12 protein-coding genes are annotated in these 13,641 nt (G+C 59.9%); 6 read left to right on the top strand and 6 right to left on the bottom strand.

The annotated features are described in order from the left end of the window. Positions 1 to 128: 128 nt before the first annotated feature. Entirely contained in the window at positions 129 to 503 is a 375-nt protein-coding gene (locus B3520_RS15775; RefSeq protein WP_286804802.1) for a hypothetical protein, read from the top strand. 25 nt (positions 504 to 528) lie between these two features. On the opposite strand, the gene B3520_RS15770 is transcribed toward B3520_RS15775, so the two are convergent. The 3 genes from B3520_RS15770 to pomA all read right to left on the bottom strand — a co-directional run bounded on the left by B3520_RS15770 (position 529) and on the right by pomA (position 3,272). Further along, positions 529 to 1,101 (bottom strand): HNH endonuclease, encoded by a 573-nt coding sequence (locus B3520_RS15770; protein WP_123638163.1) that lies wholly within the window; start codon positions 1,099 to 1,101, stop codon positions 529 to 531. A 406-nt stretch (positions 1,102 to 1,507) separates the two neighbouring features. Beyond that, positions 1,508 to 2,491 carry a MotB family protein gene (locus B3520_RS15765; RefSeq protein WP_286804800.1) on the bottom strand — a complete coding sequence of 328 codons (984 nt, stop codon included), beginning with the start codon at positions 2,489 to 2,491 and terminating at the stop codon, positions 1,508 to 1,510. A 13-nt stretch (positions 2,492 to 2,504) separates the two neighbouring features. Continuing rightward, positions 2,505 to 3,272, bottom strand: a complete 768-nt coding sequence (gene pomA / locus B3520_RS15760; RefSeq protein ID WP_123638165.1) for a flagellar motor protein PomA — start codon at positions 3,270 to 3,272, stop codon at positions 2,505 to 2,507. A gap of 183 nt (positions 3,273 to 3,455) precedes the next feature. Between pomA and B3520_RS15755 the strand changes: the two genes are divergently transcribed. The 5 genes from B3520_RS15755 to B3520_RS15735 all read left to right on the top strand — a co-directional run bounded on the left by B3520_RS15755 (position 3,456) and on the right by B3520_RS15735 (position 9,236). Continuing rightward, complete coding sequence (locus tag B3520_RS15755; protein ID WP_024461118.1) at positions 3,456 to 3,707, top strand: exodeoxyribonuclease VII small subunit; 252 nt, start codon at positions 3,456 to 3,458, stop codon at positions 3,705 to 3,707. Continuing rightward, positions 3,704 to 4,594: a (2E,6E)-farnesyl diphosphate synthase gene (gene ispA, locus B3520_RS15750; RefSeq protein ID WP_286804796.1), complete on the top strand. Its 891-nt coding sequence runs from the start codon at positions 3,704 to 3,706 to the stop codon at positions 4,592 to 4,594. Before B3520_RS15755 ends, ispA begins: the two co-directional genes overlap by 4 nt. A gap of 64 nt (positions 4,595 to 4,658) precedes the next feature. Continuing rightward, entirely contained in the window at positions 4,659 to 6,527 is a 1,869-nt protein-coding gene (gene dxs / locus B3520_RS15745) for a 1-deoxy-D-xylulose-5-phosphate synthase (protein ID WP_286804794.1), read from the top strand. A gap of 356 nt (positions 6,528 to 6,883) precedes the next feature. Then, positions 6,884 to 8,113: a cellulase family glycosylhydrolase gene (locus B3520_RS15740; RefSeq protein ID WP_286804793.1), complete on the top strand. Its 1,230-nt coding sequence runs from the start codon at positions 6,884 to 6,886 to the stop codon at positions 8,111 to 8,113. Between the two features lie 97 nt (positions 8,114 to 8,210). Further along, on the top strand, positions 8,211 to 9,236 hold the full coding sequence (locus B3520_RS15735) for a cupin-like domain-containing protein (protein ID WP_211331058.1): 1,026 nt from the start codon (positions 8,211 to 8,213) through the stop codon (positions 9,234 to 9,236). A gap of 77 nt (positions 9,237 to 9,313) precedes the next feature. Here B3520_RS15735 and B3520_RS15730 read toward each other — a convergent pair whose 3' ends face one another. From B3520_RS15730 to B3520_RS15720, 3 genes are all read right to left on the bottom strand, one after another. Next, entirely contained in the window at positions 9,314 to 10,903 is a 1,590-nt protein-coding gene (locus B3520_RS15730; RefSeq protein ID WP_286804791.1) for an MFS transporter, read from the bottom strand. Positions 10,904 to 11,010: 107 nt separating this feature from the next. Further along, the gene (locus tag B3520_RS15725; RefSeq protein WP_123638170.1) at positions 11,011 to 12,162 is read right to left on the bottom strand and encodes a Gfo/Idh/MocA family protein; all 1,152 of its coding nucleotides are present in this window, start codon (positions 12,160 to 12,162) and stop codon (positions 11,011 to 11,013) included. After that, complete coding sequence (locus B3520_RS15720; RefSeq protein WP_123638171.1) at positions 12,162 to 13,223, bottom strand: sugar phosphate isomerase/epimerase family protein; 1,062 nt, start codon at positions 13,221 to 13,223, stop codon at positions 12,162 to 12,164. Before B3520_RS15720 ends, B3520_RS15725 begins: the two co-directional genes overlap by 1 nt. Positions 13,224 to 13,641 lie beyond the last annotated feature (418 nt).

Below are 13,641 nucleotides of genomic sequence, written 5' to 3'. Positions count from 1 at the left end.
AATGGTTTACCCCACACCGGACCGGACTTTCCGAAAAGCACCCAAACCAAAGCCATAAAAACCCCACCATGGCCAGCTTTTTGCAGCATTCCCGATCGCCCCACACGTCACTATGACCGGAGACCGGAATGCAATACACCAAACCCATGATTGAACTGGTGTTTGAGATTCGCCGGCGCGTGCCCGCCGATCTGAAACCTTCCGTCAAACTCGCCAATCCGGAGCTGTTGGACGAGCTGGTCACCCATCATCGGCACAGTAAGGACGTCATCTGCCAAACACTCATCAAAGAACTGCTACAACTGGCCGGAGATCCCTGGAACCACGCCCTGAGCGATGCTCAACAGGACGCCGAAGAGGCCGAAGCCGCCGCGCGACCGCGCCAGGTCACCAAGGTGTATCGAGGACAGGTAACGCTGGAGGAGGCGCCACCAAAGGACAATGCCAGCACCCCCAGGGAGCGCACCAAGCGAATGTACCGGGGGCAGGAAGTTATCGACTGACTTGCGTGCTCTGAACGTCCCGCTCTCAGGAGTCCAGGCCAGCCCAGTCCCGGCGACGGGAAAACTGGGGCCGCAGAAACTCCATCTGGTCACCGCGAATCCGGTCGCTGTTGATCAGCGCCAGGTACTCGGCGGTGTTGGGACAGAATGGCAGGGCGAGCAGCTCCATACCGATTTCGGACAGCAGGTGGTTGCCTTTGTGCTGGTTGCAGCGCTTGCAGGCGGTGACCACGTTATTCCAGCGGTCCCGGCCACCGCGGCTGATTGGGTGGACATGATCCCGGGAGAGGTGTTCTGCGGTAAACCAGCGGCCACAGTAGAGGCACTGGTGATGGTCTCGAGCAAAGAGGGCAGCATTGGTGAGCGGTGGGACGAGGCGCATGCGGGCGAGGCGGTTGCCGCCACAGGCGATAATGGCCGGCAGGTCAATCTGGGTGCGCAACCCGGTCAGGCGGGAATGGCCACCATAGACACGCCGGACGTGCCCGCCCAGGGTCCACTGCACCAGATCACGCGCATACAGGCAGACCGCGTCTTTCCAGTGCAGCCACTCGATAGGCTGGCCGGCGATATTCAGTCGCAAAATACGCGCTTCCATCGACACCTCCAGGGGTCGCTCGGTGCGCTCTGGGCGGCCGACTGACTGCGGCCAAAAAGCCGCCAGCGTCCGGGGCGTACCGGCGATTGACGTCGTACCGATACCGTATAGCCTTACTATGACGCCATTATGTCAAAACTTCCACACTTTTTATTGACGCCGGATCAGTCTGCCCGGTTTGTGTCGCCCATAAAAAGAAACCCCCGCGATAAGGGGGTTATCGCGGGGGTTGCCATCTACTTACAGGATGGGGCCCGTCCCGGGCCTAGTGGCGTGCGTCCTTTCAGTTCCGTTGCCCTGCGTCCAGTGCCTGTATCCGTTAAAAGAGATTATGCGCCACCTGCCGGCCGGGCAATAGTGGCGAATGTCGGAAAGGTTTGTGCGAGATATCTCACAAACCGTGGAATCAGAAAATCTCCTCGGGCTCCAGATCAAACAGATAGTCAGGCGAAATATCCATATCCCGGGTGATGTTTTCCCCCTGATCCTGCAGCAGTTCCCGCTCCTCGTCGTCCAGCTCCTGCTCCAGCCCCTGGCGGATCACCACCTCGACCCGGCGATTTCTGGCCCGGTTGTCCGGATTGTCATTCGGCGCCAACGGCCGGGTGTCGGCAAAGCCGGTCACCTCAAAGCGGTCCTGATCGATATAGTCGCCGCGCATCAGTTGGTGCGCCACGGATACCGCCCGGGCCGACGACAACTCCCAGTTGGAACGGAAGCGGGCCGAATTGATGGGAATGTTGTCGGTGTGCCCCTGGACCTTGATACGCCCCGGCTGGAGCATCAGTACCGCCTGAATTTCGTCCAGAACATCAAAGTAATCTTCCGCCAACTCCGCCGACCCGGAGCGAAACGACCCCTGCTCCCGAATCCGGATGATGATCTGACGCCCACGGGTTTCGATTTCAATCTGCCCGGAGGTGATCTGCGGCTGCAGACGCGCCGCCAGGGCCATGGCATCCTGCTCGGTTTCCCGGATCAGTTCCTCCAGCCGCTGCTTCAACTGCTCGCGCGCCGAGTCTTCGTATTCCGGCTCGCCCTGCTGGATATCAAACTCCTCGGCGCAGTAGACTTCCAGACTCATCTGGGTGGTGTCATCGGTGCTCTGGAAAATTTCGTTGATTGGAGTCGGCTCAGGCTTCCCCGGGCTGAACTCCTGGGCGATGATGCTGGTGCCTTTGGGCACCTCGTTGACCTGGAGCTCGGTCTGAACCCCGAACGCCTGCGCCAACGAGCCGGCCAGGCGCTTGAACTTCATGGCGTCCATTTCGGAAAACGAGAGCAGCAGTACAAAGAAGCACAACAAGAGCGCCATCAAATCGGCAAAGGTCGCCATCCAGGCAGGGAGGCCTGCGGCCTGACGTTTTTTACGGGGCGTATCGTCATCCATATCCTACTCCCCCTCAGGCGGCATCCGTGTCCGCGACGTCCCGCTTCCGCTCGGGCAAGTAAGTGCGCAACATGGAGTCGATCACCCGGGGATTCTGGCCACTCTGGATAGCCAGCAGGGCATCGATGATCAGGCTCTGCACCAGTACCTCCTCATCCGCGCGCAACTTGAGCTTATCGGAAATGGGCAGGAACACGGCGTTGGCGAGCAGAGAACCGTACAGAGTGGTCAGCAGAGCGATGGCCATGGCCGGACCGATGGCTTTGGGGTCTTCCATATTCGACAGCATCGCCACCAGACCAATCAGGGTACCGATCATGCCCATGGCCGGCGCCACATCCCCGAGTGCGCTGAAAATGGACGCGCCCTTCAAATGGCGATCCTCCGCCAGGTAGCGATCCTTGGACATCATCGCCTTGACCACCTCCGGGTCGTGGCCGTCCACCAGCAACTGAATGCCTTTCTGCAGAAAGTCGCTGCTGACCTCCTTACCTTCCAAGGATAACAGACCGCCTTTGCGCGCTGCGTCGGCCAGTTCGACAATCTCCTCGATCAGTTCCGCCGGGTCCGTGCTTCGATAGACAAAGCTCTTGGCGGCCACCTTGGTGGCACCGAAGAACTGCCCCAGACTGAACTTGGCCATTACGGCGAATACGGTGCCCCCGACCACAATCAACAGGGACGGCGCATTGACGAATATCATCAGGTCGCCGGACAGCACCATGGAGGCGACGATCAGACCAATTGCGCCGATGATCCCTACGAGGGTTGCTAAATCCACTGGTGGCTCCTCACACTAGGCTGAAACGGCCGATACGCCGTGTTGAATCTGCGGTAAAACCTGCATCTTAGCAGCAGTCGGTTTATAATTGCGCCCTTTATCACCACAGACATCCCGCCAGGAGTCTATCGGCCAATGCCGGAAAATCTTCACCTCGACCCTGGCCCAAACGACAGGTGCCCCATGCCCACGAAAAAGAAGTCCGTGGACTTTGAACAGTCACTGAGCGACCTGGAAGCGCTGGTGAACCAAATGGAGCAAGGCGAGCTCTCTCTGGAAGAATCCCTGAAAGCCTTTGAGCGCGGGATTCAGCTGACCCGGGATTGCCAGGAGCGCCTGAGCGCGGCGGAACAGCAGGTTCAGGTACTGATGGAACAGCAGGGTCAGATCAGCGTTCAGCCGATGACGCCCGGCGGCGAGGATGACGGTGAATGAGCACCGACTTCGACGCCTTCGCCGGCCCCTGGCGTGAACGCTTCAACCGGGGTTTGACCCGGTTTCTCCCGCAACCCGATGCTCAGCGCCCGCAACTGGCCGAAGCCATGGCCTACAGCCTGGCCAATGGCGGCAAGCGGGTCCGCCCCATGCTGGTCTACAGCACGGGCGCGGCGCTGCGCTACGAACCCGACCAGGCCCTGGATACGGTCGCGGTTGCCCTGGAATGCTTACACGCTTATAGCCTCATCCATGACGACTTACCCGCCATGGACGATGATGACCTGCGCCGCGGGCAGCCCAGTTGCCACATCGCCTTCGACGAGGCGACGGCCATTCTGGCCGGAGATGCCCTGCAGACGCTCGCCTTTGAGGTGCTCGCCCGGTGCGACCGCCTGTCGGCGGAGCAGCGCGTGGCGCTGATTACCGACCTGGCTCAGGCCGCCGGTGCACAGGGGATGGTACTGGGTCAGGCCATCGACCTCGGCGCCGTTCACCAGAGTCCGGACATCGCCCAGTTGGAGCGCATGCACCAACACAAAACCGGCGCCCTGATTCGCGCCAGTGTCGCCATGGCGGCCCGCGCCTGTGCCGCCTCGGCCGGTGAACGCGAGGCCCTGAGCGACTACGCCGGCGCCATCGGCCTGGCCTTTCAGGTACAGGACGATATTCTGGATGTCATCGCCGATACCAGCACGCTGGGCAAGCCCCAGGGAGCCGACACCGCGCGGGACAAGCCCACCTATGTGTCCCTGCTTGGACTCGACGGCGCGCAATCCAAAGCCCGGGAACTGCTCACTCAGGCCCTCGACAGCCTGAGCGGGTTCGACGACAGCGCTACAGCGCTGCGCAGCCTCGCGCATTACATTATTGAGCGCGGGCACTGACGCCCCGCTAGGCAGACGGGCTTCTGGCCCCTACAATGGCCCCTTTCCAATAACGACGTGACTCATGTTTGACGAAATTCCCACAGACCGCCCGGAAACGCCCCTGCTCGACCAGATTGACTCGCCAGAGCAACTGCGGGCGCTGAATGAGCGGGACCTGGAGCCGCTGGCCGAGGAGCTGCGTGCCTACCTGCTGTACAGCGTGGGACAGAGCGGTGGACACTTTGGCGCCGGACTGGGGGTCGTGGAGCTGACAGTGGCCCTGCACTACGTCTATCACACCCCGGATGACCGTCTGGTATGGGACGTGGGCCACCAGACCTATCCCCACAAAATCCTCACCGGCCGCCGCGAACGCATGAGCAGTATTCGTCAGGGGGGCGGTCTGTCCGGCTTTCCCAAGCGGGGCGAAAGCGAATACGATACTTTTGGAGTGGGCCATTCAAGCACGTCCCTCAGCGCCGCCCAGGGCATGGCTCTGGCCAGTGCCATGACCGGCAGCGAGCGCAAGTGCGCCGCCATTATCGGCGACGGCGCCATGACCGCCGGAATGGCGTTCGAGGCGCTCAACCACATTGCCCACACGGACACCGACCTGCTGGTCATCCTGAACGACAACAACATGTCGATCTCCCCCAATGTGGGTGGGCTGGCCACCTACCTGTCCAAGGTATGGGGCAGCAAGTTCTACAACTCCCTGCGCGAGGGCAGCAAACAGGTACTCACCAAAATTCCCTCCGCCTGGGAGTTCGCCCGGCGCACCGAAGAACACTTCAAGGGCTTCATGTCCCCGGGCACCCTGTTTGAGGAAATGGGCTTCAACTACGTCGGTCCCATCGATGGCCATGACCTGGGCAGCCTGGTGCGCTATCTGCGCAATCTACGCGAAGTCAAAGGCCCCAAGCTGCTGCACATCATCACCCGCAAGGGTAAAGGGTTTGGCCCGGCGGAGGACGACCCCGTGGGCTACCATGCGCTGAACAAGCTGGAGCCCAAACCGGCCCCCCGCAAACCCAGCGGCCCCAAGTACCAGAAGGTGTTTGGCGACTGGCTGTGCGATATGGCAGCGCGGGATGAGCGGTTGATAGGTATTACCCCCGCCATGTGTGAGGGCTCCGGCATGGTGGATTTCGCCCAGCGTTTCCCGGAGCGCTTCTACGATGTGGCCATTGCCGAGCAACACGCCGTCACATTGGCCGCTGGACTCGCCTGTGAGGGCCAGAAGCCGGTGGTCGCCATTTACTCCACCTTCCTCCAGCGCGCCTACGATCAACTGATCCACGATGTGGCACTACAGAACCTGGACGTCACTTTCGCCATCGACCGGGCCGGACTGGTCGGCGAAGACGGGCCCACCCACGGCGGCTCCTTTGATCTGACCTACCTGCGCTGCATTCCCAATATGGTGATCGCCGCCCCCAGCGACGAAAACGAGTGTCGCCAACTGCTGTACACCGCCTGGAAACATGAGGGACCGGCGGCGGTACGCTACCCACGAGGCACCGGCCCGGGAACGGATATTGAGCAGGCGATGAACGAACTGCCCATCGGTCAGGGACGGGAGCTGCGCCAGGGGCGCGAGGTGGTCATTCTGAACTTTGGCGCTTCACTCGCCACGACCCTCACCGTGGCGGAGCGGATCGACGCCAGCGTCTGTGACATGCGCTTTGTCAAACCCCTGGATACCGCTCTGATCGAGCGCATGGCCGAGAGTCACACCCTGATCGTCACGGTTGAGGAAAACGCCATCGCCGGCGGCGCCGGCAGTGCGGTGGGAGAGCACCTGGCCACCCAGGGCATTGCAACCCCCTGGCTGCCGCTCGGGTTTCGCGACGAGTTCGCCGAACACGACAGTCAGAAAAAACAGCTGGCCAGCCAGGGCCTGGACGCGGACGGGATTGAGAGGGCTATCCGTAACCACCTCGGACATTAACCCGCCCCTGGTGAGCATTCAAAATCTGAATACTCGAAAGCCCTACCATTCACTTTTCGACTAATAATGGACTTGTTTAGTCCAGAAAATCTTTCTATCCTGACTGTAATCGGTTACAAGAATTTTGAAGTGACATTCAGTAAGCGCGGCCACTCGCGCCTGAAAGCCGAATAAGAAACTTGAACTCCGTCTGCGAACGAGCCAAGACAACTTCTATTTATTGGCCTCAAAACAAACGACGCAAGACCTTCGACCTCAATTAAACAAACCATCCATAGCTCAAACCAGGAGGACCATATAGCCCAAAATGTAACCGGTTACTTTTAATCAAAACTGATAATAATGAGGACTCAAGAATGACTGCATTCACTCGAACCATCGCAACCACCCTGCTGACACTGGCGGCGCTGTCAGTCCAAGCCGACCTGTCTGTCTCAGGCACACAGTTACTCGACGGAAACGGCAACTCCTTTGTAATGCGTGGCGTCAATGTGCCTCACGCCTGGTTCAGCGGACAAACCGATCAGTCTTTGCAGGATATTGCCACCCTCGGGGCCAATACCGTGAGGATCGTACTGAGCAATGGCGCCCAGTGGAACCGCACCCCGGCCTCTGAAGTGGCCAGTATCATAAGCCGGGCCAAATCAGAAGAGCTTATTACGGTGCTGGAGGTCCACGACACAACCGGCTACGGTGAAGCGGGCAGCGCGGCGACAGTGTCCCAAGCGGTCGATTACTGGCTGGACATTCAGAACGTTCTGCAGGGTGAAGAGGACTATGTGATCATCAATATCGCCAACGAACCCTTCGGCAACGGACCATCGGCGAGTGACTGGGTCAGCGCTCACACCCAGGCGATCAGCCGACTGCGCAATGCCGGCCTGAATCATACCCTGATGGTCGACGCCGCCAACTGGGGGCAGGACTGGCAGGGCATTATGCGCGACAACGCGCAGCAGGTTCTGGCCAGCGACCCTCAAAGTAACGTCATATTCAGCGTTCACATGTATGAAGTGTATGACAGTGACAACGCCGTCAACAGCTACCTGTCCAGCTTCAACAATCAGGGCCTCGCTCTGGTCATAGGCGAGTTTGCTGCCGATCACTACGGAAGCTACGTCGCCGCCGATGCCATCATGGCACGGGCCGAGCAGTACGGTTATGGCTACCTGGGTTGGTCCTGGTCCGGAAACAGCTCCGACCTGTCCTCTCTGGATATTGTCAACAATTTCAACGGCAGCAGCCTGACCAGCTGGGGCAATCAGCTGTTTTATGCCACCAATGGCATCGCCAATACGAGCAACTCCGCCAGCATCTTTGGTGGCAGCAGTGGTGACGGCAACAGCTGTGGCACTGCCTCCAATGGCTACCCCTATTGCTGTGACTCCAGCTCTGATACCGGCGGCGGCTGGGGATGGGAAAACGGAGAGAGCTGTGTCATGCCCGATGGCGGCTCCTCAGGCTCGGGCCCCAGCACCTGCAACTGGTACGGAAGCATTTACCCGGTTTGCCAGAACCAGAGCACTGGCTGGGGATGGGAAAATGACCAGAGCTGCATAGGCCAGAGCACCTGCGATAACCAATAACCCACCGGCGGTCCGCATCATGCGGGCCGCGCCCCCTGGCAATAAAGTCACAAAGACCGTAAGGTACAGGGCTGGTTATCTGAACAACGGTCCTGTCATGATGCACGCCCCTAAACTCGAACCTTCTCCGGTGACTGAATGGCACAATGTCACCCCAAAGCAGTTTATCACCGAGATCGCACCCCGATTCGAACCGGCGATTCTGCGCGGTTATACCCAGGACTGGCCCGCTGTCACTCACGCCCTCAAGTCGCAACAGGCGTTGCGCGAGTATCTTGTCGGCTTCAGCCGGGGCGAGCCGATCGAGCTGTTTTTGGGCGCACCCGAGATTGGAGGGCGCTTTTCCTACGACGAGCACCTGCAGGGCTTCAATTTTGTTCGTCGTAAAGATCACTTTGAAACCGCCCTGCAGCGCCTCCAGCGCATGGAAGACGATGCCAATCCGCCGGCGTTTTATATCGGTGCCACCGCCATCCCACACACCCTGCCGGGACTGGAGCGTGACAACACCATGAACCTGGTGGACGAGCGGGTTCCCCCCAATATCTGGATTGGCAATCGCACCACCATCCCCACCCATTATGATGTTTCGGACAACCTCGCCTGCGTCGTGGCCGGGCGACGGCGCTTTACCCTGTTTCCGCCCGAACAGGTCCGCAACCTGTACGTCGGCCCCATCGACTTTACCCCCGCTGGTCAGCCCATCAGTCTGGTAGACCCCTACCAGCCGGACCTTGAGCGCTTCCCGAAGTTTGCCGAGGCCATGCCCACGGCGCGCGTCGCCGAACTTGAGCCCGGTGATGTGCTCTACATTCCGTCCCTGTGGTGGCACCAGGTGGAATCTCTGGCGAGGTTCAATGTGCTGATCAATTATTGGTGGGAGACCGGCGTACCAAACACCGGCTCACCCTTTGAGGCTCTGGTGCACGGTCTGTTGACGGTTCGTCAATTGCCGTTGGAAAAACGCCGGGCCTGGCAGACGTTTTTCGATCACTACCTGTTCAGCGAAACCGACCCGGCGGAGCACTTATCACCGGAACAACGACGGGCGTTGGGGGAAATGACGCCGGAGCTGGCTGACTACCTGAAGGGCTTTTTGCGCAACGCCCTGGACCGGCGCTGATCACGCTCCCAAAAAAGAAAGGGGCCCTCGAAGGGCCCCTTTCTATTCAGCGTCAAACGCTCTGATCTGCGATCCGATCAGGCACCACCGGTACCCGGCTCACCCCGATCCAGTTTGACGGCACGGTAGCCACCGCGCTTGCGGTCGTAGATGAACATGCCGGCGAAGAAGGCAGCCACGATCAACGCAATCGGCGCAACCCAACGGAACGCCATACGGCCACCGTAGTTGTCGGCCGGACGCAACACCGCACCCGCTTCAGCCTGCAGATCGGCAGCCGCCGGAATGCCCGAGTCCAGCAAGGCACGCAGGGCATTACCGGTCAGAGGGCCGTTGAGCTCACCGTCGGCGCGATAGTCGGACAGCGCGATCTCGTTCCGCTCGATCACGGTCTCGACGTCAGCGGGCAGATAGCCGAGCTCGGAGAGTGCGTCCAGATCGCCCGAGGCCTGCTCGGCGCGCTCCAGATACAGCGGGAAGGTTTCTTCCACCTCTTCAAGAATGGCGACTGTGCGCTGCTCATCCAGTGCCTCGGGCATATAGCGGTCGGCGACCACGCCCATCTGACCCTGCAGCGTACCGGAGACCCCCATACCCGCACCGATCATCAGCACGATACCGACCGAGCCGGCCTTGGGGAAACGCTCGCTCATCAAGCCCACCATGGTGGGGAAGAAGAAGGCCACACCAAAGGCAAACACGGTAGCGGCGAACAGCAGCTTGACCATACCGGTTTCAAAGATCGAGAACAGGATCAGACCGGTGCCGGTCAGAATCGCGGCGCAGAACAGCATGCCGGTCGGCGCCAGGCGCTCAACCACCGGGCCGGCGAACAGGCGCAGAACCGCCATCAAACCGGTCAACCAGGCAAATACCAACATGCCGTGCATGCCCGCATTTTCCAGTACATCCGGAATCCAACGCATGGGGCCCAGCTCCAGCGAGAGGGTGATCATCTTGATGACGATCAGCAGCAGCACGATGGGGTGGGTGATGGTATAGAACAGCACTTCCTTGACCGGCACACCGGCTTCGGCGGTTTCGGTCTTAGGGAACTTGAGCGGCAGCAGCATGGCGCCGTAGATGAAAATCGGGATGTACATGACGCCGATGTGAACGGTCCAGTGGCCCAGGTCGATGGCACCAAGATCACCGATCTGCGACATGAAGAAACCCAACAGAGCACCAACCACCATACCGCCGGGGAAAAAGGCGTGGAAGTGGTTGAGCTTGACCGTTTTGCGCTCCGGGTACAGCGCCGCCGTCATTGGGTTACCGGTGGCCTCAATCAGGCCATTGCCAATCCCCATGACGATCGCGCCCAGGAACAGGACCCAATAACCGCTCGGCGAGCCGGATACGAAGTAGGCCGACAGCACCAGACTGACACCGATCAGGTGACTGAAAAACGCCCCTGTCGCCGCGACCCGCAGGCCGATTTTTTCCAGAAAGGGTGCAACAAAAATCAGGGAGAGTGCCATCCCCCACAGCACGGCGCCGCCGATCATACCGATATCGGCGTTGGTCAGAATAAACTCGGTTTTCAACTGACCGAGAATACCGCCCACCAGGGCGAAGGAAAACGCGGTGGGGAACAGGGCAATACACGCCCCGACAAATAACCGCTTACGATTGATGCCATTGGCATCGACAGTGGCTGTACTCATAACTCACATCCTCATTATTTTTATCAACGCACCCGCCAGCGGTTGCCGGCGGGTGCGTGACCGTTTCGGGCACTATCGCCCGTCTTTGGTTACTGCTTTACAGAACGTCAGGAAACCAGCGGCGTCCAGCGGCCATCGGCCTCGGACGAGTTCAGCACCGCTTCAATAAACCGCATGCCCAGCACACCGGTTTCAATACCGGGTATCCAGGATTCGATCGGGTGCTGTTCGCCCTTGCGCTTGGCCACCAGAACATCGGCCACGTCGGTGTAGAGCGTAGCAAACGCCTCCAGGTAGCCCTCCGGGTGCCCAAACGGAATGCGAATACCGCGGGTCGCAATATCACTGTCGATATTGTCGTCCCGACGGGTAATCCGCTGGTGATGTCCGGCCAGCGGCGTCAGCCAGAGCTCATTGGGTTTTTCCTGAGCCCACTCCAGCCCCGCTTTGTCACCAAAGATGCGGATCTTCAGACCATTCTCACAACCGGGCGCGATCTGACTGGTCCAGAGCATGCCTTTGGCACCGCCTTTGAAGCGCATCATAGCGTGGACGTTATCGTCCACCGCCCGACCCGGAACAAAGGCGGTGAGGTCCGCACTGACCGAATCCAGCTCAAGCTGAGAAATAAAGGTGGCCAACTGGAAGGCGTGGGTGCCGATGTCGCCCAGGCAGCCCGCTTTACCAGAACGCTTGGGATCCGTGCGCCAGGCCGCCTGCTTGTTGTCTTCCTCCGGAGCCTGGGTCAACCACTCCTGGGGGTATTCCACCTGCACCAGGCGAACCTGACCCAAATCGCCCCGCTCGACCATTTCGCGGGCGTAGCGCACCAGCGGGTAGGCACTGTAGTTGTGGGTCAACGCAAAGAACGCATCGCTCTTGGCGCAGATCTGCTCCAGCTCCAGAGCTTCTTCCAGCGTGCGGGTGACCGGCTTGTCGCAGATCACGTTGATGCCGGCTTCCAGAGCGGCCTTGGCCACCGGGAAGTGCATGTGGTTGGGTGTGACAATGGCCACCGCCTCAATCCCGTCCTCACGCTTGGCCTCAGCGGCGAACATCTCCTCGTAGGAGGCGTAGGAACGATCTGGCGCAATGTGCAGCTCATCGGCGGAGGCTTTGGCCACGTCCGGCTTGGAGGACAGGGCCCCGGCGACCAGTTCATAGCGATCATCAATGCGCGCGGCAATACGGTGAACACCGCCAATAAAGGCGCCCTGTCCACCGCCGACCATGCCTAAGCGAACTCGTGCATCAGCCATTACTTACCTCCCAAACCCAGAATGCGGCGGTTACTTTCTTCATCGGCGTCTCCTCCTGCAAAATCGTCAAAAGCCTTCTCCGTTACACGGATGATATGGTCATTGACGAATTTCACGCCTTCTTCCGCCCCTGCTTCGGGATGTTTCAGCGCGCACTCCCACTCAATCACGGCCCAACCGTCGAAACCGTTGGCGGTCAGAATCGAGAAGATGCGCTTGAAGTCGGTCTGCCCATCGCCCAGCGAACGGAAGCGACCGGCACGCTCGACCCAGCCCTCGTAACCGCCGTAAACGCCCTGTCGGGCGCTGGGATTGAACTCGGCGTCCTTGACGTGGAACATCTTGATGCGATCGATGTAACGCTCGAGGAAGCCGATATAGTCGAGATTCTGCAGAACCAGGTGGCTGGGATCGTACAGAATATTGGCGCGCGGGTGGTTGTCCACTTCCTTCAGGAAGCGTTCGAAGGTAGCGCCATCGTGCAGGTCTTCACCCGGGTGAATTTCGTAGCACAAGTCCACACCCGCCTCGTCAAAGGCGTCCAGAATCGGCAGCCAGCGCTTGGCCAGCTCTTTGAAACCGGTGTCCACCAGGCCCGCCGGGCGCTGGGGCCAGGGGTACATGAAGGGCCACAACAGGGCGCCGGAGAAGGTGCCATGGGTTTTCAGACCCAGGTTCTTGCTGGCCTTGGCCGCCAGCATCAGCTGGTTGACCGCCCACTTCTGGCGCTCATCGGGCTTGCCGTGCAGCTCCGGCGGAGCAAAGCCGTCGAACATTTCGTCGTACACCGGGTGTACGGCTACCAACTGACCCTGCAGGTGGGTCGACAGGTCGGTAAGCTCCAGGCCGTAGCGCGCCAGGGTATCTTTCACTTCCTGGCAGTAATCGAGACTCTCCGCGGCCTTTTCGAGATCGAACAGGCGCTTGTCCCAGGACGGAATCTGGATGCCTTTGAAGCCCAGGCCACCGGCCCACTTGGATACGTTTTCCAGGCTGTTGAACGGCGCTTCATCGCCGGCGAACTGGGCCAGGAATAGCGCGGGCCCTTTCATCGTCTTCATTATTGTCTCCCCCATCGGTTTGGTGGATTATCAACCGGGTACCGGCAAACCACTTCTCGCGAAGCGGGACCGAGCCAGTACCCACAATAGATTGCCGTGTCGTCATCGCTTCACGACAGCGCTGTCAGCAAATGCGGTCGGGCGATTATGGCATCACCGGCGCCATATCTCTACCGCAGAACCCGAGCTGCGCCGGTAAAGATACGATAATAAACGGGTTAATGTCGATTCGACCACCAAAGAGCGAGATTTTCAACAGAGAATTGCTTTTTATATAGTAAACCCCGAAATAAAGGGTTTCAGCGGGACAAGCAAGGGGGAAGTACGGAAGTGCTATCTGTGTCGGGTTACGCGCTGCGCGCTAACCCGACCTACGGGTGGGTCGCGTAGGGCGGATAAGCCGAAGGCGCATCCGCCG

Origin of the sequence: Marinimicrobium sp. UBA4509 (genome assembly GCF_002388575.1) — a bacterium.
GTDB classification, from domain to species: Bacteria; Pseudomonadota; Gammaproteobacteria; order Pseudomonadales; family Cellvibrionaceae; genus Marinimicrobium; species Marinimicrobium koreense.
Note: the sequence above shows the minus strand (reverse complement) of the source record. Positions and strands in the feature narration are given on the sequence as shown.

Excerpts from the sequence above, each read along its gene's own strand:
- B3520_RS15775 (WP_286804802.1), top strand. The coding sequence starts at position 129 with ATGCAATACACCAAACCCATGATTGAACTGGTGTTTGAGATTCGCCGG.
- B3520_RS15770 (WP_123638163.1), bottom strand. The coding sequence starts at position 1,101 with ATGGAAGCGCGTATTTTGCGACTGAATATCGCCGGCCAGCCTATCGAG.
- B3520_RS15765 (WP_286804800.1), bottom strand. The coding sequence starts at position 2,491 with ATGGATGACGATACGCCCCGTAAAAAACGTCAGGCCGCAGGCCTCCCT.
- B3520_RS15755 (WP_024461118.1), top strand. The coding sequence starts at position 3,456 with ATGCCCACGAAAAAGAAGTCCGTGGACTTTGAACAGTCACTGAGCGAC.
- ispA (WP_286804796.1), top strand. The coding sequence starts at position 3,704 with ATGAGCACCGACTTCGACGCCTTCGCCGGCCCCTGGCGTGAACGCTTC.
- dxs (WP_286804794.1), top strand. The coding sequence starts at position 4,659 with ATGTTTGACGAAATTCCCACAGACCGCCCGGAAACGCCCCTGCTCGAC.
- B3520_RS15740 (WP_286804793.1), top strand. The coding sequence starts at position 6,884 with ATGACTGCATTCACTCGAACCATCGCAACCACCCTGCTGACACTGGCG.
- B3520_RS15735 (WP_211331058.1), top strand. The coding sequence starts at position 8,211 with ATGATGCACGCCCCTAAACTCGAACCTTCTCCGGTGACTGAATGGCAC.
- B3520_RS15730 (WP_286804791.1), bottom strand. The coding sequence starts at position 10,903 with ATGAGTACAGCCACTGTCGATGCCAATGGCATCAATCGTAAGCGGTTA.
- B3520_RS15725 (WP_123638170.1), bottom strand. The coding sequence starts at position 12,162 with ATGGCTGATGCACGAGTTCGCTTAGGCATGGTCGGCGGTGGACAGGGC.
- B3520_RS15720 (WP_123638171.1), bottom strand. The coding sequence starts at position 13,223 with ATGAAGACGATGAAAGGGCCCGCGCTATTCCTGGCCCAGTTCGCCGGC.